The following is a 17,149-nucleotide window of genomic DNA, read 5'->3' on the forward strand; positions in this document are numbered from 1 at the left end:
ATGGCCGTCACCGATGAAGCGATCGAGAAGATCAAGGCGATGATCGTCTCCGGCGAGCTCGCCCCCGGCGATCGCCTCCCTCCCGAGAAGGAGCTCTCCGAGCGCCTCGGCCTCTCCCGCAACTCGATGCGCGAGGCCGTCAAGGCGCTCGAGGTCATCCGCGTGCTCGATGTGCGCCGCGGCGACGGCACCTATGTGACCAGCCTCGAGCCGCACCTGCTCCTCGAGGCGATCTCCTTCGTCGTCGACATGCACGACGACGATTCGATGCTCGAGATCTTCGCGGTGCGCCGCATGCTCGAGTCCCAGGCGACGGGCCTGGCTGCGACGCTCGGCTCCGATGAGGCGATCACTGCACTGCAGGACGAGGTCGAGGCCCTCGACGCGGCCGTGTCGATCGACGACCTCGTCGAGCACGACATCCGCTTCCACCGTGAGATCGTGCAGATGACCGGCAACGCCTATCTCGCGAGCCTCATCGAGAGCCTCAGCAGCCAGACGGTGCGCGCACGCGTCTGGCGCGGCCTCACCGAGCAGAACGCCGTGGAGCGCACCCTGTCGGAGCATCGCGCGATCGCCGATGCGATCGCGCAGCACGACCCGAACCTGGCGACCTCGCTGGCCACCGCGCACATCGCGGGTGTCGAGCGGTGGTTGCGCCAAGCTGCGGCGGCGGGTGCGACGCCGCCGGAGGATGCTTCGGCCTGAGCCGCCGCGTCAGGCCCCGATCCGCGCCATGGCGGCGTCGAACTCGGCAGCCGAGCTGTCGCTGACGGGGTCGTGGAGGAGCGCGTCGAGCACGTCCGGTGCGGCGGTGAAGAACGGGATGCCGGCGAGGCGCAGGGCGACGATGTCTTCGGGGGCGCGCAGGCTGGCGGCGAGCACGTCGGTGGCGCTGTCGGCGCACACCGCCTGCATACGCGTGATGAGCGTTTCGCCGTCGACGCCGGCATCGCGCAGACGCCCGAGGTAGGGCGCGATGTAGCGCGCGCCGATGCCGGCTGCGGCGAGCGCCTGCCCGACGGAGTAGACCGCGGTGATCAGCACGCTGGCGCCGTCGGCGACGAGGGCGGATGCCGCGGCGAACCCGGCGCTCGTGGCGGGGACCTTCACGGCCACCCGGTCGCCGAGCGCACGGATGCCCTCGGCGTTGCGCAGCAGTTCGTCGCTTGTCGTGCCCCAGGTCTGGAAGAAGATCTCGCGGGCGCCCTCGGATTCCCAGCGCGCGTAGAGCTCGGGGATTTCGGCGGCGGTTCGTCCGCCGCGCTCGAGGATCGTGGGGTTGGTCGTGACGCCGTGCACGACGCCGGCGCCGAGGAGGCGGCCGACGCGGTCGAGATCGGCGCTGTCGACGTAGAGGCGCGGCGCATGGGGTTCAGACATGGGATGGCTCCTGGGGACAACCTGTCGTTACAGGTACGGATTCGGCTAATGTAATGACAGGACTCGGCCAAGTCAAAGGAGCCCCATGACCGATTCGCCCGCTGCCGCCCGCACCGGCGTCGTCATCGTCGGAAGCGTGACGGCCGATGTGACCACTTTCTCCCAGCGCCTTCCCGCACGCGGCGAGACGATCCTCGGCGATCAGTTCACGCTGTTCCTCGGCGGCAAGGGCGCCAACCAGGCGGTCGCCGCCGGCCGCGCCGGAGCCCGCACGAGCTTCGTCGGATGCGTCGGCGACGATCTCTTCCACGACCTCATCGTCAACGGCCTGACCGAGGCGGGCGTCGACATCGCGCACCTGCGCACGGTCCCCGGCCCCACCGGAATCGCGCACATCCGCGTCGACGCATCGGCGCAGAACGACATCGTCATGGTGCCACTGGCAAACGCCCATCTGAACACCGAGCAGATCGACGCGGCACTGGCCGAGCTCGCCCCGACCACCTCGGTGCTGCTGACACAGCTCGAGACCCCCTCGGCGCTCACCGCGCACATCACGGCGCGTGGGCGCGAGCACGGCATGACCGTGATCCTCGATCCGGCGCCCGCCGCTCCCCTGCCCGCCCAGGTGTGGCAGACGATCGACATCGTCACCCCGAACGAGACCGAGGCGTCCGTCCTCAGCGGCATCACCGTCACGGATGCGGCGAGTGCCGAGCAGGCCGGCCGCTGGTTCCTCGAGCAGGGGGTGACTGCCGCGGTCATCACCCTCGCGGAGCAGGGGTCGTGCGTCGTCACGGCCGAGGGCACCGAGATCATCCTTCCGCTTCGCGTCGAGGCCGTCGACACCACGGCCGCCGGCGACGCCTATGCCGGTTATCTCGGTTCGGCGCTCGCGAACGGCGCCTCGCTGGGAGATGCCGTGCGACTGGCCACGGCCGCCGGCGCCCTCACCGTCACGAAGCAGGGCGCGTCGCCCAGCCTGCCGCTGCGCGCCGACGTCGATGCTTTCCGCGCCTCCCGCGCGGCCGTCTGATCCGGAGGAACACGATGCGCAAGACATCCACCACGATCAATCCGGCCCTCTCCCGCGTGATCAGCGAGACCGGGCACACCGACCTCATCGTCGTCACGGATGCCGGGCTGCCGATCCCGCCCGGCTCGGAACGCATCGATCTCGCCTACCGGCCGGGAGCCCCGGCGTTCTTCGATGTGCTCGACACGGTGCTCGCCGAGATGGTCGTCGAGGGCGCGACGGTGTCGGCCGAGGTCGCCGAGCACAGCCCCGAGGTCCTCGAGGCGCTGCGCGAACGGCTGCCCGGCATCACGATCGAGCTGGTCCCGCACGTCGATTTCAAGAATCGCACCCATGCGGCGCGCGCTTTCGTGCGTTCGGGCGAATTCACGCCCTACGCGAATGTCATCCTGCACGCGGGGGTGGCCTACTAAATGTCCGATGCATCCCCGGCGGGCGGCATCGATCGGCGCTCGGCTGCGCCGATGTACGACCAGCTGCGCCAGCTGATCGTCGACAGCATCGAGCGCGACGGCCTGCAACCCGGAGATCCGCTGCCGAGCGAGCACAGCCTGTGCGAGCGCTACGGCATCTCGCGCACGGTCGTGCGTCAGGCTCTCGCCCAGCTCGAGCACGAGGGACTCGTCGAGCGCGTCAAGGGCAAGGGCACGTTCGTCTCACGGCCGCGCACGGCCGAGTCCCTCGTGCACACGCTCATCGGCCTGTACGACGACGTCGAGCGCCGCGGCGGTCATGTGCACAGCGACATCCTGCGCCACGAGCGCGAGAAGGCGACGTCCGACGTCGCCGAGGCGCTCGAGATCCCGGTGGGTTCCCCGGTGATCGCGCTCGAGCGCCTGCGCCACGTCGAGGGCGAGCCGTGGTCGTATTCGACGACGTGGATGCCGGAGGCAGTGGGCGAGGTCACGCTCGGCGTCGACCTGTCGGAGTCATCGCTGTACCGGCTGCTCGCCGAGCACGGCATCACCGCCACGGATGGTGTGCGCTCGGCCGAGGCGACGGTCGCCACGCACGAGCAGGCGCGGCAGCTGGGCGTGAGCACCGGTTCTGCGCTTCTTCGGCTGCGCAGCACGAGCCGTGATGCCCACGGCATCCCGATCGAGTACTTCATCGCTCTGCACCGCGGGGACCGCTCCCGATTCGAGTTCCAGCTGCGGCAGGAGCAGTCCCAAGCGTCGTTGCTGCATGTCGACGGGAGCGGCATGACCTCTCGGACCGGTACAGTTTCTGTCTGAGGCCGACCCGCTCGCACGAGAACGGGTCATTCGGGAGGGACGCTGATGACGGACGAACGCGCGCCGGACACTCCCCCGATCGAATTGGCGCCGCCTCTGGTCTCCGCTGCTCCTCCGAGCGCGCCGGCGGCTCCCCACGTTCCCCCGGCAGCAGGCCCCGGCCCGGCGCTGCCGCCCTATGCGACGGCATCCGCTCCTCCTCCCGGATACGGCGGTTATCCGGTGTCGCCGTACTCTGCTCCGCCGACTCCGCCCTCGGGCGGGAACAGGCGTGCACTGGTCATCATCCTGATCAGCGTGCTCTCGGTGGTCGTGATCGCGATCGCGCTCGTCGCCGCGATGGTCGCCTCCGTGCTGACGGCGTCGCCCGAGCCGGTACCCGCACCGGTGTTCCCGTCGACTGCCGAGCCGCTTCCCAGCACAGCCCCGTCCGCGGGTGGGAATCCGATCTCCGACGGTGAGGACGATGCTCTCGCCGGTGCGGAGATCGCCGACAGGCTCGAGACCACGATCGAGGACTACAAGCGGGCCCGCAGCGACGGCTCCCTCTGGGACAGCATCCCCCAGACCGAGCGCAACGAGACCGCCGTCACGGCGTTCCTCTACCTCCTCACAGATATGAAGGTCGCGACGATCTGGGGCGTGGATGCGGCGACGGCGGCCCGATACGAGACCGAGATGATGCGCCTCGAGGAGGCTCTGCTCGCCGGGCAGCCGCTCGGGAGCAGCCTGAAGATCGTGCTGTCCGACCGCACGTTCGAATACGATGGCGAGACGGGAGAAGGCGGGTACACGGATGAATGATGAGCAGCACCAGAGCGTCCCTCCGCTGACCGACTTCTCCGATCGCGAGGGCCCGGTCCCCGGACCGCTCACCCGGCCGGCACCCGTGATCCGCCCGCAGAAGAAGAGGCGCCGCTGGGCCCTGGCGGTGGTCATCGTCGCGATCGTGGGCGCGATCGCCGTCGCCGCGGTCGCGGTGGAGAACGCGTACGGCGCCGAGGCTGCCGCACGCTCGATCACGGCAGACGCGCCTCTCGAGGCCTGATCCGATTCAACCGGTGCGCTTGCGCCCGGCCCCGGCTACGCTGACCGCATGACCACTCTGATCCTCACCGTCGCCGGATCCGATCGCCCCGGCCTCGTCGCCGCCGTCGCCGATGTCGTCGATGCGCACGGCGGCAACTGGGAGAACAGTCAGCTCGCCGAGATCGCCGGGGTGTTCGCCGGTGTCATCCAGGTCTCGATCGCTCCTCAGCAGGAGACGGCTCTCATCGGCGCACTGCGCACGCTCGATGGGCTGCTCACGATCGCTGTGCACACGGGTGCGGATGCTGCGACTATCGCCGAGCGTCCGATCACGCTTCAGGTGCTCGGCAATGACCGTCCCGGCATCGTGCGCGAGGTCTCGGCGGTGCTGCGCGGGCACGATCTCAGCATCCAGGACATGCTGACCGAGACGCGGGACGCGGCAATGGCCGGTGGCCGCCTGTTCGAGGCGACGGTCTCGGCCATGGTTCCGGACTCCACGGATCTCTCGGCGCTGCGCGCCGACCTCGAGCGGTTGACCTCCGAGCTGCAGGTCGACATCACGCTCGACTGAGCGTTCAGGCGGCTGCTGTCGCTCCGGCGATGCCCTGAGCCTCTCGCCGTGCGCGCAGGACGGCGACCGCGCCGATCACGAGGGCCACGACCCCGGCGAGAGCGCTGACTCCCGCGAGGTACGCCCCGCCCGGCGAATGATCGCCGCCCGAGATCCAGAACGCGTCGGCGAGCGCCATGCCCGGTCCGAACGAGGCGACGAAATAACCCGGTGCTCCGAACATCACGAGCACGAGCATCGCGGATGCCGTCACGAGCGGCGGTGTGGCCAGGACGACGCACACGACGGCCGTGACGACGGCCAGCACGACACCGATCGACAGGAAGAACACGACCGGGCCGGTGCTGAATGTCTCATTCGCCGCCGCCATGCGCCCACGGATATCAGTGAGCGTTGCGCCCGGGACCGCCGCGAGCGGATTCAGCACCAGGATCTGCACCGCGGCGGCCACCGCATAGGCGCAGACCGCCACGACTCCGAGAACGGCGATCAACAGGGTGGTGCGACGAACCGGTGCAGTCATGCCGGGCATGCTACCCCGCCCAGCGGGGAATGCGCCTCAGACCCCTGTTCCGTTGACGATCGCCGCGCGCTCGCGGAAGCCCTCGGCGGTCACACGGTCGAGGGCGACCTCCTTGCGCACCTGCGCGGCGCGCTCGTAGAGCGTCTTCTCTCCGTAGCTGGTGAGCACCTTCACGAGCACGGGCAGCAGCTCGATCATGAAGAACAGTGCGGCGATCAGCCAGTGCGCCCAGAGGATCGTCGGCTCGCGCTCGGAAAGAGCATTCAGCGCGGTGATCTGGCTGAGCAGGCCGGTCGCGCCGGCGTTGCCCTGGGCCACGGAATCGGCCCGGGCGTTGTAGGCCGCGAGCGCGGCTTCATGGGTCTCGCGGGCGGCGGGCAGCTGCTGCTCGGCGAGCTCCCGGTTCTGCTGTTCGGAGGACGCCGCGACGTCCTTCGCGGAGGCGCTGGCCGACTCGAGGCCCTCGTTCGCGGTGCGCAGCTGCCCGGCGAGCGCGTCGTAGGACTGCTGGGCCTGAGCGAGCTGGGCCTTCGCAGCATCGGAGCTCGCCCCCTCGCCCGACAGCCCGGTGCAGCCCGGGACCTCGCCGACGCCTTCACCGGTCAGCTCGCACTGGTAGAGCGCGCGGGCCTGGTCGATGACGAGCTGCTGATCCGCCAGCTTCTGCGTCAGACCGTCGACGGTCGACTGCGCAGCCGCCTGACCGGCGGACATCGGGTCGGTGCCGGTGACGATACCGGTCGCCGCCTGGTTCTCGAGCGCATTCAGTCGTTCGGTCGCAGCATCCAGCGCACTCTTCTCGGGGCCGGAGTCGAGGGCCTCCTGGTCTTCGAGCGACTGGGAGATGTTCGAGGTGGCGACTTCCTGGGCGATGTCGTTGTTGAAGATCTGCAGCACGAGCGGCTCGGCGACGACGAAGCCGATGATCACGGCCATCACGATTCGCGGGATCGCGAGGCCGATGAGCTTGAGCACCTTCGTGGTCGAGCCCATGGTCGAGGTGAGGAAGCGGTCGAGGTTGAAGATGATGAACAGCCACACGACGGCCAGAGGTGCGGCGATCCACAGGGACGCACCGGCGCCGGTCGACAGGGCGAAGAGCATCGAGATCGCCGAGACCAGTGCGGTGCCGGCGAGCACGAAGAACATCTGCACGTAGCGGGTCGTCTCCAGCGGCACGGCGTCGATCACTTCGCCGTCGGCACCGCCGAGGATCGCGAGCGTCCGCAGGCGACCGCGGAGGCCGCCCGGGCGCGACGGGGCGTAGTCCTCGTCATCGTCGTAGCGCGGCGCGGCGACGGGGCCACCGGTGAGCGGCGAGATGCGCTGGGGCTGAGCGGGTGCGGCAGGCGCTGCAGGCGCGGAGAGGCGAGGCGAGGCCGGTGCGGATGCTGCAGCAGCCGGCTGCGCCTCGGGCATGGGCTGCGACGGGGCCGGGGACACCGGCAACGCCATGGTGGAGGTCATGTTCGCGGGCGGCGCGGCGGGCGCGAGAGCGTCGACCGTCCCCGCGACGGTGAAGTCGACGAACGGCATCGGGGCGAGCAGCTGCGAAGCGCCCGCGGGAACAGCGGGTTCGGGATCCGCTTCCTCCGACCCGGCGGGACGGTATTCACGGATGAACTCGAGCTCCTCCTCCGGTCCGTCCGGGGATCCGTCGAGCAACATGTTGCCCTGCGAGTCGAAACGTCCCGGGCGGTGAGCGGAATACGGCATCCTTCTAACTTACGAAATTCTGCCTGTATGAAACGTGGAAGCGCCCGAGGGCGCCGCCGTCACAGCGCTGCCGCGGCGACTTCGTCCTCGGTCGTGGCGACCAGCTGGCCGCAGGCGCCGTCGATCTCCTTGCCGCGGGTATCGCGGAGAGTCGTCGGGACGCCGGCGTCGTTCAGACGACGCACGAACTCGTTCGTGACCTCGCGGGTCGACGCCGTCCACACCGATTCGGGTGTCGGGTTCAGCGGGATCGGGTTCACGTGCACCCAGCCGCGTCCGCGCTGGTTGAGCTTCTCGGCCAGCAGGTCCGCACGCCAGGCGTGGTCGTTCATGTCCTTGATGAGCGCGTACTCGATCGAGACGCGACGGCCCGTCTTGGCGTAGTAGTCATAAGCCGCATCCAGCGCCTCATCGACCTTCCAGCGCGAGTTCACCGGGATGAGCTCGTCGCGCAGCGTGTCGTCAGGCGCATGAAGCGACAGGGCGAAGGTCACCGGGATGTTCTCATCGGCGAGCTTCTTGATGGCGGGCACGAGCCCGACCGTCGACACCGTGATGCCGCGAGCGCTCATCCCGAGACCCTCGGGCTGCGGGGCGACCATGATGCGCACAGCATCCATGACGCGCTTGTAGTTGGCCAGCGGCTCGCCCATGCCCATGAAGACGATGTTCGACACGCGCTCCATGGAGTGGTCGTCGGATTTCTTGCCGCCGAGTCCGCCCTCGGCGATGAGCCGGTTGGCTCGCACGATCTGCTCGATGATCTCGGCGGTCGACATGTTGCGGGTGAGGCCCGCCTGTCCGGTGGCGCAGAACGGGCAGTTCATGCCGCAACCGGCCTGGCTCGACACGCACAGCGTGATGCGGCCCGGGTAGCGCATGAGCACGGATTCGACGAGCGCGCCGTCGTGCAGGCGCCACAGGAACTTGATCGTGTCGCCCTTGTCGGTCTCAACGCGACGCACCTCGGTGAGCAGCGTCGGCAGCATGCCGGCGACGAGCTCGTCGCGCTGCGCGGCGGGCAGGTCGGTCATCTCGGCCGGGTCGGACGTGTAGTGCGTGAAGTAGTGAGTCGCGAGCTGCTTGGCGCGGAAGCCGGGAAGCCCCAGCTCCTTCACCTTCTCGACGCGCTCAGCGGGCGTCAGGTCGGCGAGGTGCACGGGCGGCTTGCCGCGCTTCGGGCTCGCGAACTGCAGCAGCGGACGACCGGACTCGTCCTTCTTCTGGGTCCACCCCTCCGTGCGCGGTCGCACCTGGGTGGTGGCGGGCCCCGTGGAACGGATGCGGGTCGACTCAGTCATACCTTCCAGGGTACGCGGTGACGGGTGAGAGGATGCTGGGGCCGCCGACTACGCTGGCGGGATGGAAACGCTCATTCTGCTCGCCGTCATCGTGCTCGTGATCGCTCTGCTGCTGCTGGTCATCGCCGCGGTCCTCGCCTCGGCGGCGCGTCGACGCATCCCGCGGTTGAAGTCCGCCGCGACGCAGGCGGTGGCCACGCTGTCGGCCGATACCGAGGCGCGTGTGCGGCAGCTGCTGGCGGAGGGCAAGCAGATCGAGGCGGTGAAGCTCGTCCGCGAGCAGACCGGCGCCGGGATGCTGGATGCCAAGCAGGCCGTCGATCGCCAGGCATCCGGTCTTCCCGCCGCCCCGATGACGCTGCCGAGCACCGTTCCCTCCCCCGAGGCATCCGCGGAGATCGACCGGCTGCTCGATGCGGGACGGCACATCGAGGCGATCAAGGTTCTGCGCGAGAACACCGGACTCGGGCTCAAGCAGGCCAAGGACCGTATCGACGCCTGGCGCCCAAGCTTGTAATTACAGGCTGGCCTCGCCAGAATGGGACCGCACCCCGATGAAGGAGTCCCATGACCGACCGTCTCGCCCGCGTCCGCAAAACCGGCGTCCTCGCCGTCCTGCGCGCACCTTCTCCTGAGATCGCCCTCGACACGGCCGAAGCGATCATCCGCGGGGGCATCCCCGGCATCGAGGTCACCTACTCCACCCCCGACGCCCCCGCCGTGATCCGCGAACTGATCGCCCGCCACGGCGATGCCGCCGTGATCGGCGCCGGCACCGTCACCACGATCGAACAGGCCGAGGCCGCAGCCGACGCCGGCGCGGAGTTCCTCGTCAGCCCGGGAACCCTGCCCGATCTCACCCGCGCCATGATCGACACCGGCCGCACCGTGATGACCGGCGCCATGACCCCGACCGAGGTGATGACCGCGCTCACGCTCGGCGTCGACGTCGTCAAGATCTTCCCCGCATCCTTGGGCGGCCCCGGTTACCTGGGCGCGCTGCGCGGCCCCTTCCCGGATGCCCCGCTGATGCCGACCGGTGGCGTGAGCCCCGAGAACCTCGCCGACTGGTTCGCCGCGGGAGCCGTGGCCGTCGGCGCGGGGGGCGACCTGGCGAACACGGCATCCATCCGGGCATCCGACTGGGATGACATCACCCGCCGCGCCGCCCGCTTCGCCGACGCCCTCACCGCCGCGCGCGTCTGAGCCGGGCGCTCCGCCCGGCTCGACCCGCCCGACTCAGTCCAGGAAGATGTCCGGGAACAACCGGTCGTCGGGCGTTCCCGGAACCGCGGCGTAGCCGGAGAAGTCCGTCACGCCCGCGGCCTCGAGCACGTCCTCCACGATCAGCGTCTGCCCGGTCCGCGCGGATGCGGGCGCCGTGATCACGGCATAGGCGGCATCCGCGTAGATCTCCGGTGTGCGGCTGGCGGCCATCACCCGGTCGCCGCCGAGCAGGTTCTGCACCGCGGCGGTCGCGATCGTCGTGCGCGGCCACAGGGTGTTCGCCGCGACCCCGGCATCGGCGAACTCGGCGGCGAGGCCCAGCGTCGCCATCGTCATGCCGTACTTCGCCATCGTGTAGCCCGTGTGCGCGCCGAGCCAGCGCGGGCTGAGGTTCAGAGGCGGCGACAGCGACAGGATGTGCGGGTTCTCGGACTCGCGCAGCTGCGGGATCGCGGCACGCGAGAGCATGAACGTGCCCCGAACATTCACGTCCTGCATGAGGTCGTACTTCTTCGCGGCGAGATCGAGCGAGGTCGACAGGTCGATGACGCTGGCGTTGTTGATGACGATGTCGATGCCGCCGAACTCGCCCTGCGCCGTCATGACGGCCTCGGTGATGTCGCTGTCGTCGCGCACATCGCCGACGATCGGCAGCGCCTGCCCTCCGGCTTCCCGGATCTGCTCAGCAGCCGTGTGGATCGTGCCCTCGAGCTTCGGGTGCGGGGCGTCGGTCTTGGCGAGCATGGCGATGTTCGCGCCATCGCGGGCGGCGCGCAGCGCGATCGCGAGCCCGATGCCGCGACTGCCGCCCGACATCAGGATGGTCTTGCCGGCGAGTGTGGTCATGAGGTTCTCCTCGGTCGTTGTCGGGATCATTTCGGCGCCATGCGGATGGCGCCGTCGAGACGGATGGTCTCGCCGTTGAGGTAGTCGTTCGCGATGATGCTCTCGACGAGCGCCGCGTATTCGGCGGGGCGCCCGAGACGCGCGGGGTACGGCACCTGCTGGCCGAGCGATTCCTGCGCGGCCTCCGGAAGGCCGGCGAGCATCGGCGTCTCCATGATTCCCGGGGCGATCGTGCAGACGCGGATGCCGTGGCGCGCGAGCTCGCGGGCGATCGGCAACGTCATGGCATGAACGCCGCCCTTGGAGGCGGAGTAGGCGGGCTGGCCGATCTGACCGTCGAAGGCGGCGACGGATGCCGTGTTGATGATGACGCCGCGGTCAGGACCCTCACCGCGCGCCATGACGGCGGCGGCCTGCGAGACGACGTTGAAGGTGCCGATGAGGTTGATGCGCACGATGCGTTCGAAGGCGGCGAGGTCGGCGGGATTGCCGTCACGGTCGAGCACCTTCGCGGGCGGGGCGATTCCCGCGCAGTTGACGACGATGCGCAGCGGTGCCGTCTGGTTCGCCGCTGTGGCGGCGGCCGCGGCATCCTCGGCGTTCGTGACATCGCCCGCGATGAACGTGCCGCCGATCTCCGCCGCGATGTCGGCGCCGGGCGATGAGGGCAGGTCGAGGATCGCGACCTGCGCCCCGGATGCGGCGAGCGCGCGGGCCGTGGCGAGGCCGAGGCCGGAGGCTCCGCCGGTGACGAGTGCGGAGGTTCCCTGGATCTGCATACGTTCTCCCTTGAACAAGTGTGCGACGCAGTCCCAGCATACGCAGGTCTGCGTCTCAGCCCTCTGGCGGGATGCTCCGTCGGGGTGTTGGCTGAGGGCATGGATCTGCGTCGCAAGCGAGCCTATGACACGCCCTCCGATGGCGATGGTTTCCGGGTGCTCGTCGACCGCCTGTGGCCGCGCGGGGTGTCGAAGGAGCGCGCGCACATCGATCTGTGGGCGAAGGAGACCGCGCCGAGCCCGGAGCTGCGCAGAGCCTGGCACGCGGCATCCGATGACGCCTGGGGCGAATTCGCCGATCAATATCGTGCGGAACTCGCCCACGAGACGGCGGATGCCGTGGCCGCTCTCGCCGCGGAGATCCGCGGCCACTCCGTGGTCACGCTCATCTACGGGGCCCGAGATCCCGAGCACAACCATGCCGTCGTGCTGGAGGAGGCGCTGCGCGCACTGCTGTGAGCGGGCCCGGTCAGACGCTCGGTCCGAAGATCGGATTCCACGCCCCGGTGACGACGGCAGCGGTGATCGCGATCGCCGAGATCCCGGCGCCGATGAGCAGCAGCATCCATTCGCGGAAGCCGAACGTCGACGGCCGCGCCCAGGTCCGACGCCCTGGGGCGCCGAATCCCCGGGCCTCCATCGCGGTCGCGAGCTTCGCACCGCGACGGATCGACAGCACGAGCAGCGCGAACACCATCCCGAGCAGGCGCCGGATGCGTCCTCGATCGGCGACTCCACGCGCCCGGCGGGCGAGTTCGAGGGCCCGCCAGTCGTCGAGGAACAGTCCGACCATGCGCAGCCCGGCGAGCGCGCCGAGCACGAAGCGGGCCGGCAGCCGCACGATCTGAGCCAGGCCATCCGCGAGGTCGGTCGGGTCGACGGTGAGGAACAGCACGACCGAGGGCAGGGCGATCGCCAGCACCCGGAACATCGTCGCGAGGGCCAGCTCGAGCGAGCCCTCGCTGATGCGCACGACGAACCATTCGAAGAACACGTGCCCCGATGTTTCGCCGTAGAGGGCGATCGTCACACCGGTCAGGGGTGCGGCCAGCCACACGGGCCATGTGCGCACCCAGAACTCGCGCCAGCCGATGCCAGCGAAGAGGAAGAGCACGCACTCGAGCAGGAGGGCGACCGCCGCCGAGACGATGTCGAGCGTGAGTATCAGCGGGATCGCGATCAGCGCGCTGACGCCGAGCTTCGCGACGGGATTGATGCCCGCGACGATCCCCGTGCGCGCACGGGAGGAGAGGATCATCACCGGATGCCGCCGAGTTCGACGCGTTCGGCGTGCAGCGCCGCGACGACATCCGGGTCGTGCGTGACCGTGATCACGGCCGCGCCCTCATCGCGCAGGCGCGCGAGCATCGCGACGAGCTCCGCCCAGGTGCGGGCGTCCTGCCCGAAGGTGGGTTCGTCGAGAACGAGGATGCGGGGTCGCGTCGCGAGAGCGGCCGCGACGGTCAACCGCCGCTTCTCACCGCCCGAGAGCGTGTAGGGGTTCGCCTCGGCGAGGCGCTCCAGTCGCAGCCGGCCCAGGAGCTCGTCGATGCGCGCGGTGATCTCCGCCTCGTCGAGCCCCAGGGCTCGCGGGCCGACCGCCAGCTCTTCCCGCACGGTCTTCGCCAGCAGTTGGTGCTCGGGCTCCTGGAAGACCATCCCGATGCGGGTGAGGAGCTGGCGCGACGCCCAGCGGATCGGTCGCGGACCGGCGCCGGCGGCGAGTTCGACGGATGCCTCGACCTTCCCCGCCGCGGGCGGCAGGAGCCCCGCCAACGTGAGGCCGAGAGTTGATTTTCCCGCGCCGTTGGGGCCGGTGATCGCGAGGGCATGACCCGCACGGATATCGAGGTCGATGCCGGATGCGACCGGCCTCCCCGGCACCCGCGACACCGCGAGATCCCGGGCTCTGAGAAGCACATCCCCGGGGCTCTGCGGCGGAGGAGGGGGAAACGCGGGCGGATTCCCCGGCACCCACACCCCGTCGGCGGCGAGATCCGCACCGCGAGATCCGAGAACCTCCTCGGTCGTGCCATCGGCGAGCACTCCCCCCTCTCCCACGACGATCACGCGCGTGATGAGCGGCAGCCAGACATCGAGTCGGTGCTCGACGACGATCAGCGTCGCGGGGTGCCGCTCCAGCATCCGTTCGACGGCATCGCGCACCTCGACGACGCCCGCCGGGTCGAGGTTCGCCGTCGGCTCGTCCAGCAGGACGAGCCCCGGCCGCATAGCGAGGATTCCGGCGAGAGCCAGGCGCTGCTTCTGCCCGCCCGACAGCGCCGCCGTCGGATGATCCAGCGGGACGTCGAGCCCGACAGCATCCAGAGCCGATCGCACCCGCGACCAGATCTCCTCGCGCGGAACGCCGAGGTTCTCGCATCCGAAGGCGACGTCGTCGCCGACGCGGGCGAGGATCACCTGCGAATCCGGATCCTGCAGAACCAGCCCCGAGCGTCCGCGCGCGGCTGCCGCCGGTTCGCCGTCGATCAGGAGGCTCCCGACGCTCTCCCCCTCGTCATCACCGCCGAGAACACCGGCGAGCCCGTGCAACAGGGTCGATTTTCCCGCCCCTGACGCACCCAGCACGAGCACCCGCTCACCGGGATCGATCCGCACCGAGACGTCGTCGAGCACCCATGCGAGGCGGCTCGCATGACGCCAGCCCCACCCGCGCGCGTCGACCGCCGCCGGCCGCATCTCACCCGCCGGCACGTCAGACGCGTTTCCGGGCCTCACGGCCGGACCCGAAACGATCGAGCGCGCCCGTCGCGGCAAGACCGCGCACGAGCGTCCAGCCGAGAGCGCCCGCCAGCAGAGCACCGGAGACGACCGCGCTGATGAGATAGATGACCGTGAACGTCGCACCGGAGCCGGCGAACCACAGGATCATGTTGTTGATCCCGCCGAGCAGTCCCGCCATCGCCCCGGCAAGCATCGCCACCGGCAGAGACCAGTACCGGTAGGCCAACAGGAGGAAGACGATCTCAGCGCCCAGCCCCTGCACCAGGCCCGCCTCGATCGTGAGGAACCCGCCCCACTGCGCCCCCGCGAGCGCGGAGACGACCGCAGCGATGACCTCGACGTAGATCGCAGCGCCGACCTTGCGGATCACGAGCCCGCCGATCACACCGGCGATCAGCCAGGGCCCGTCGAGCAGGCCCTGGAGCCCCGGAAGGAGCGGTTCGAGCAGAGCCTTCGGCCCGAGATAGCCGACGTTCCACGCCAGGAAAAGGAAACCGCAGGCGACGCCGAGGACACTGGCGACGACGATGTCGACGACGCGCCAGCGCCAGATCTCATGCCGACGGGTCGCCGTCCGGGTGGATTCGGACGTGCGTGTAGACGTACTCATCATGAGCTCCTCCCTGCGCCGGCATTATCCGGATCAGGTTCGACGGTCGAAGCGCGGTTCGCTCCCTCTCAGCCCGACACTCCGGGCTCCCGTGGTTGTGCTGACGATCATACCCACGTCACGAACACCCTGCTGACAGGCGATATGCCGTCGGATTAGGTAGCGTTATGAGGTGACCCTTGACGATGCCACGCCGGAATCCGGCACTCTCTCGCGCCGGGCGCGTCGCTCGCTCCTGCGAGAGACGGGTGCCGACAGCACCCCGGCGTTGCCGTTCCGCGATTCGGCGGATTCCGATTCCGAGGTCGTCGCACCCCGGTACGCCCGTTCTCCCCAGCCGGATGCGACCGAGCCCGCAGCGGATGCCCCGGAGCCCCGACGCGTCGGCCCGGACGTCATCACCTCTGCCCTCTCCCTCGCCTCGGCCGTGCGCCGCTCCACGCCGGAGGTCGACTTCGACGACCTCGATCTCTCCTCCCCCGGCGCTCTTCCGCCCGAGGGCGGATCGACCGGCGAACCCTTCGATCTGGGCGACCAGGTCGACGGCACGGCGGACTTCTTCTCGATGGTCGACGATCTGAACTCAGCCCCCGATACCGGGGCGGTCACCATGCCCGCCCCCGTTGTTCCGGAGGCCCCGCTCTGGCCGGATGCCGACGTCCCGGCTTTCTTCGCCGCCGAAGCGGCCGCTCCCCCGGTCACCGACATCTTCGCCCCCGTCGTCGACGACGACCCCGTGGACGAGTTCCTCGAGGAAGCGGTGGCCCCCGAGCCCCCGGTCGCACGATGGGCGGATGCCGATCGTCCGGCCACGGCGCTGACCTGGCTCGAGACGGACGACGTCGCCGCGACCACCCGTGCGGCCGATATCGATGCCGACGTCGAGGACGGCGGACCGGACATCCTCGCCGACGCCCACTTCGCCCCCGCTTGGCTCCGGCCGCGCTGGCTGGCGCCGATCGGTACGCTCGCCGCACTCGCGATCGGCTATTCCGCGACGACCCTGCTGTGGCCCCTGCACGAGGTGCCCCCGGTCATCCAAGCCGTCGAGGTGCAGACGATCGCCGCAGCGGCCGCCGCACCGACCTGGCCGTCCACCGGCAGCGCCGGTGTCGGGATCGCCGGGGTCTCCTCGTCGGCGTCCACGGGCGATGTCACCTCGATCGCGAGCATCACGAAGGTCGTCAGCAGCCTCATGGTGCTCGACCGACTGCCTCTGGCCCTCGGCGAGCAGGGGCCGGAGTTCTCGTTCGGATACCGCGACAGCGCCGAGTACTGGGATTATCGCCGCTCCGACCAGTCGTCGCTGGACGTTCCCGTCGGTGGGGTTCTCACCGAGTACCAGATGCTCCAGGGCGTGCTGCTCGGCTCGGCCAACAACTACATCGACCGTCTGGCCCGTGAGCTGTGGGGGTCGGACGAGCAGTTCGCCGATGCCGCGAAGGAGTGGCTCGCCGATCGCGGCCTCAGCGAGATCACCATCGTCACGCCCTCCGGCTTCGATGAGGGAAACGTCGCCACGCCCGCAGCGCTGCTGCGCCTGGGCGAGATCGCGATGAAGAACCCCGTTTTCGCGGAGATCGTCGGCACGGCCTCGGCTGATATCCCGGGCGCCGGCCGGGTGGAGAACACCAACGGGATGCTCGCCGACGCGGGCGTCGTCGGCATCAAGACGGGAACACTCGTCGGGTGGAGCCTGCTCACCGCCAAGGATGTCGCGGTCGGCGACACGACCGTGCGCCTGTTCGCCTCCGCGCTCAACCAGAACGACAACGCAGCCCGCCTCGCGGTGACCCGCACCCTGTTCGCCGAGGTCGAGGCGGCGCTGGCCGCGCTCGAGCCCGCGGTGGCCGAGGGAACCGTGGTCGGCGAGGTGACGACTCCGTGGGGTGCCGCCGCCGATATCCGTGTGGATGCCGATGCCACGGTGGTGCTGTGGAACGCCGCGACCGCGACCGCGGATGTGGCCTTCGATTTCGGCGACGAGCGCACCGCGGGCGACCGCATCGGAACGTTGACCGTGACCGGCCCCGTCGACTCCGTCGATGTCGCCGTCTCACTGGCCGACGACATCGCCGATCCCAGCCCGTGGTGGCGTCTCACCCATCCGCTGGACCTGTTCGGCCTCACATCGAACGGCTGATC

Annotated in this window: 20 protein-coding genes and 1 riboswitch; of the genes, 11 read left to right on the plus strand and 9 right to left on the minus strand. The window is 69.8% G+C overall.

Annotated features, from left to right (window positions below; all coding sequences use genetic code 11):
- Complete coding sequence (locus tag ACWAUG_RS02310) at positions 1-708, plus strand: FadR/GntR family transcriptional regulator (protein ID WP_460800940.1); 708 nt, start codon at positions 1-3, stop codon at positions 706-708.
- A 9-nt stretch (positions 709-717) separates the two neighbouring features.
- Here ACWAUG_RS02310 and ACWAUG_RS02315 read toward each other — a convergent pair whose 3' ends face one another.
- On the minus strand, positions 718-1,383 hold the full coding sequence (locus ACWAUG_RS02315) for a transaldolase family protein (protein WP_460800941.1): 666 nt from the start codon (positions 1,381-1,383) through the stop codon (positions 718-720).
- An 85-nt stretch (positions 1,384-1,468) separates the two neighbouring features.
- Here ACWAUG_RS02315 and ACWAUG_RS02320 point away from each other — a divergent pair, with 85 nt between their 5' ends.
- From ACWAUG_RS02320 to ACWAUG_RS02345, 6 genes are read left to right on the plus strand one after another with little or no spacing between them, the layout of a single operon-like run.
- Complete coding sequence (locus tag ACWAUG_RS02320; protein ID WP_460800943.1) at positions 1,469-2,419, plus strand: ribokinase; 951 nt, start codon at positions 1,469-1,471, stop codon at positions 2,417-2,419.
- A 14-nt stretch (positions 2,420-2,433) separates the two neighbouring features.
- On the plus strand, positions 2,434-2,832 hold the full coding sequence (rbsD, locus tag ACWAUG_RS02325; protein WP_460800945.1) for a D-ribose pyranase: 399 nt from the start codon (positions 2,434-2,436) through the stop codon (positions 2,830-2,832).
- The gene (locus tag ACWAUG_RS02330; RefSeq protein ID WP_460800947.1) at positions 2,833-3,654 is read left to right on the plus strand and encodes a GntR family transcriptional regulator; all 822 of its coding nucleotides are present in this window, start codon (positions 2,833-2,835) and stop codon (positions 3,652-3,654) included.
- A gap of 45 nt (positions 3,655-3,699) precedes the next feature.
- Entirely contained in the window at positions 3,700-4,458 is a 759-nt protein-coding gene (locus ACWAUG_RS02335; RefSeq protein ID WP_460800948.1) for a hypothetical protein, read from the plus strand.
- Positions 4,451-4,702 (plus strand): hypothetical protein, encoded by a 252-nt coding sequence (locus tag ACWAUG_RS02340; protein ID WP_460800950.1) that lies wholly within the window; start codon positions 4,451-4,453, stop codon positions 4,700-4,702. Before ACWAUG_RS02335 ends, ACWAUG_RS02340 begins: the two co-directional genes overlap by 8 nt.
- A 48-nt stretch (positions 4,703-4,750) precedes the next feature.
- A complete protein-coding gene (locus ACWAUG_RS02345) occupies positions 4,751-5,257 on the plus strand; it encodes a glycine cleavage system transcriptional repressor (protein WP_460800952.1) in 507 nt (168 codons plus the stop codon).
- Positions 5,258-5,261: 4 nt separating this feature from the next.
- Here the strand turns inward: ACWAUG_RS02345 and ACWAUG_RS02350 are convergent, their stop codons facing one another.
- The 3 genes from ACWAUG_RS02350 to rlmN are packed head-to-tail and all read right to left on the minus strand — an operon-like array spanning position 5,262 to position 8,797.
- A complete protein-coding gene (locus tag ACWAUG_RS02350) occupies positions 5,262-5,780 on the minus strand; it encodes a hypothetical protein (RefSeq protein WP_460800954.1) in 519 nt (172 codons plus the stop codon).
- A 36-nt stretch (positions 5,781-5,816) separates the two neighbouring features.
- On the minus strand, positions 5,817-7,496 hold the full coding sequence (locus ACWAUG_RS02355; RefSeq protein ID WP_460800955.1) for a DUF4407 domain-containing protein: 1,680 nt from the start codon (positions 7,494-7,496) through the stop codon (positions 5,817-5,819).
- A 59-nt stretch (positions 7,497-7,555) separates the two neighbouring features.
- Complete coding sequence (rlmN, locus tag ACWAUG_RS02360) at positions 7,556-8,797, minus strand: dual-specificity RNA methyltransferase RlmN (RefSeq protein WP_460800957.1); 1,242 nt, start codon at positions 8,795-8,797, stop codon at positions 7,556-7,558.
- A gap of 61 nt (positions 8,798-8,858) precedes the next feature.
- Here rlmN and ACWAUG_RS02365 point away from each other — a divergent pair, with 61 nt between their 5' ends.
- Together ACWAUG_RS02365 and ACWAUG_RS02370 are read left to right on the plus strand one after the other, a co-directional pair.
- A complete protein-coding gene (locus tag ACWAUG_RS02365; protein ID WP_460800959.1) occupies positions 8,859-9,314 on the plus strand; it encodes a hypothetical protein in 456 nt (151 codons plus the stop codon).
- A 50-nt stretch (positions 9,315-9,364) separates the two neighbouring features.
- Positions 9,365-10,003, plus strand: coding sequence for a bifunctional 4-hydroxy-2-oxoglutarate aldolase/2-dehydro-3-deoxy-phosphogluconate aldolase (locus ACWAUG_RS02370; RefSeq protein WP_460800961.1), 639 nt, complete (start codon positions 9,365-9,367; stop codon positions 10,001-10,003).
- Positions 10,004-10,036: 33 nt separating this feature from the next.
- Here ACWAUG_RS02370 and ACWAUG_RS02375 read toward each other — a convergent pair whose 3' ends face one another.
- A complete protein-coding gene (locus ACWAUG_RS02375; protein ID WP_460800963.1) occupies positions 10,037-10,870 on the minus strand; it encodes an SDR family oxidoreductase in 834 nt (277 codons plus the stop codon).
- Positions 10,871-10,896: 26 nt separating this feature from the next.
- The gene (locus ACWAUG_RS02380; protein WP_460800964.1) at positions 10,897-11,649 is read right to left on the minus strand and encodes an SDR family NAD(P)-dependent oxidoreductase; all 753 of its coding nucleotides are present in this window, start codon (positions 11,647-11,649) and stop codon (positions 10,897-10,899) included.
- 99 nt (positions 11,650-11,748) lie between these two features.
- On the opposite strand from ACWAUG_RS02380, the gene ACWAUG_RS02385 reads away from it, so the two are divergent.
- Positions 11,749-12,108 carry a DUF488 domain-containing protein gene (locus ACWAUG_RS02385; RefSeq protein ID WP_460800966.1) on the plus strand — a complete coding sequence of 120 codons (360 nt, stop codon included), beginning with the start codon at positions 11,749-11,751 and terminating at the stop codon, positions 12,106-12,108.
- Between the two features lie 10 nt (positions 12,109-12,118).
- On the opposite strand, the gene ACWAUG_RS02390 is transcribed toward ACWAUG_RS02385, so the two are convergent.
- From ACWAUG_RS02390 to ACWAUG_RS02400, 3 genes are all read right to left on the minus strand, one after another.
- Positions 12,119-12,907, minus strand: coding sequence for an energy-coupling factor transporter transmembrane component T family protein (locus ACWAUG_RS02390; protein ID WP_460800967.1), 789 nt, complete (start codon positions 12,905-12,907; stop codon positions 12,119-12,121).
- Entirely contained in the window at positions 12,907-14,349 is a 1,443-nt protein-coding gene (locus tag ACWAUG_RS02395; RefSeq protein ID WP_460801142.1) for an ABC transporter ATP-binding protein, read from the minus strand. The genes ACWAUG_RS02390 and ACWAUG_RS02395 overlap by 1 nt, the downstream gene beginning before the upstream one ends.
- A gap of 16 nt (positions 14,350-14,365) precedes the next feature.
- The gene (locus tag ACWAUG_RS02400; RefSeq protein ID WP_460800969.1) at positions 14,366-15,004 is read right to left on the minus strand and encodes an ECF transporter S component; all 639 of its coding nucleotides are present in this window, start codon (positions 15,002-15,004) and stop codon (positions 14,366-14,368) included.
- Positions 14,998-15,107, minus strand: a riboswitch (TPP riboswitch). Its footprint overlaps the gene before it by 7 nt.
- 69 nt (positions 15,108-15,176) lie before the next feature.
- Here ACWAUG_RS02400 and ACWAUG_RS02405 point away from each other — a divergent pair.
- The gene (locus ACWAUG_RS02405) at positions 15,177-17,147 is read left to right on the plus strand and encodes a D-alanyl-D-alanine carboxypeptidase family protein (RefSeq protein ID WP_460800971.1); all 1,971 of its coding nucleotides are present in this window, start codon (positions 15,177-15,179) and stop codon (positions 17,145-17,147) included.
- The last annotated feature ends 2 nt before the right edge of the window (positions 17,148-17,149 follow it).

It is taken from the genome of Microbacterium sp. GXF6406 (genome assembly GCF_054798215.1).

Excerpts from the sequence above, each read along its gene's own strand:
- ACWAUG_RS02310 (WP_460800940.1), top strand. The coding sequence starts at position 1 with ATGGCCGTCACCGATGAAGCGATCGAGAAGATCAAGGCGATGATCGTC.
- ACWAUG_RS02315 (WP_460800941.1), bottom strand. The coding sequence starts at position 1,383 with ATGTCTGAACCCCATGCGCCGCGCCTCTACGTCGACAGCGCCGATCTC.
- ACWAUG_RS02320 (WP_460800943.1), top strand. The coding sequence starts at position 1,469 with ATGACCGATTCGCCCGCTGCCGCCCGCACCGGCGTCGTCATCGTCGGA.
- rbsD (WP_460800945.1), top strand. The coding sequence starts at position 2,434 with ATGCGCAAGACATCCACCACGATCAATCCGGCCCTCTCCCGCGTGATC.
- ACWAUG_RS02330 (WP_460800947.1), top strand. The coding sequence starts at position 2,833 with ATGTCCGATGCATCCCCGGCGGGCGGCATCGATCGGCGCTCGGCTGCG.
- ACWAUG_RS02335 (WP_460800948.1), top strand. The coding sequence starts at position 3,700 with ATGACGGACGAACGCGCGCCGGACACTCCCCCGATCGAATTGGCGCCG.
- ACWAUG_RS02340 (WP_460800950.1), top strand. The coding sequence starts at position 4,451 with ATGAATGATGAGCAGCACCAGAGCGTCCCTCCGCTGACCGACTTCTCC.
- ACWAUG_RS02345 (WP_460800952.1), top strand. The coding sequence starts at position 4,751 with ATGACCACTCTGATCCTCACCGTCGCCGGATCCGATCGCCCCGGCCTC.
- ACWAUG_RS02350 (WP_460800954.1), bottom strand. The coding sequence starts at position 5,780 with ATGACTGCACCGGTTCGTCGCACCACCCTGTTGATCGCCGTTCTCGGA.
- ACWAUG_RS02355 (WP_460800955.1), bottom strand. The coding sequence starts at position 7,496 with ATGCCGTATTCCGCTCACCGCCCGGGACGTTTCGACTCGCAGGGCAAC.
- rlmN (WP_460800957.1), bottom strand. The coding sequence starts at position 8,797 with ATGACTGAGTCGACCCGCATCCGTTCCACGGGGCCCGCCACCACCCAG.
- ACWAUG_RS02365 (WP_460800959.1), top strand. The coding sequence starts at position 8,859 with ATGGAAACGCTCATTCTGCTCGCCGTCATCGTGCTCGTGATCGCTCTG.
- ACWAUG_RS02370 (WP_460800961.1), top strand. The coding sequence starts at position 9,365 with ATGACCGACCGTCTCGCCCGCGTCCGCAAAACCGGCGTCCTCGCCGTC.
- ACWAUG_RS02375 (WP_460800963.1), bottom strand. The coding sequence starts at position 10,870 with ATGACCACACTCGCCGGCAAGACCATCCTGATGTCGGGCGGCAGTCGC.
- ACWAUG_RS02380 (WP_460800964.1), bottom strand. The coding sequence starts at position 11,649 with ATGCAGATCCAGGGAACCTCCGCACTCGTCACCGGCGGAGCCTCCGGC.
- ACWAUG_RS02385 (WP_460800966.1), top strand. The coding sequence starts at position 11,749 with ATGGATCTGCGTCGCAAGCGAGCCTATGACACGCCCTCCGATGGCGAT.
- ACWAUG_RS02390 (WP_460800967.1), bottom strand. The coding sequence starts at position 12,907 with ATGATCCTCTCCTCCCGTGCGCGCACGGGGATCGTCGCGGGCATCAAT.
- ACWAUG_RS02395 (WP_460801142.1), bottom strand. The coding sequence starts at position 14,349 with ATGCGGCCGGCGGCGGTCGACGCGCGCGGGTGGGGCTGGCGTCATGCG.
- ACWAUG_RS02400 (WP_460800969.1), bottom strand. The coding sequence starts at position 15,004 with ATGAGTACGTCTACACGCACGTCCGAATCCACCCGGACGGCGACCCGT.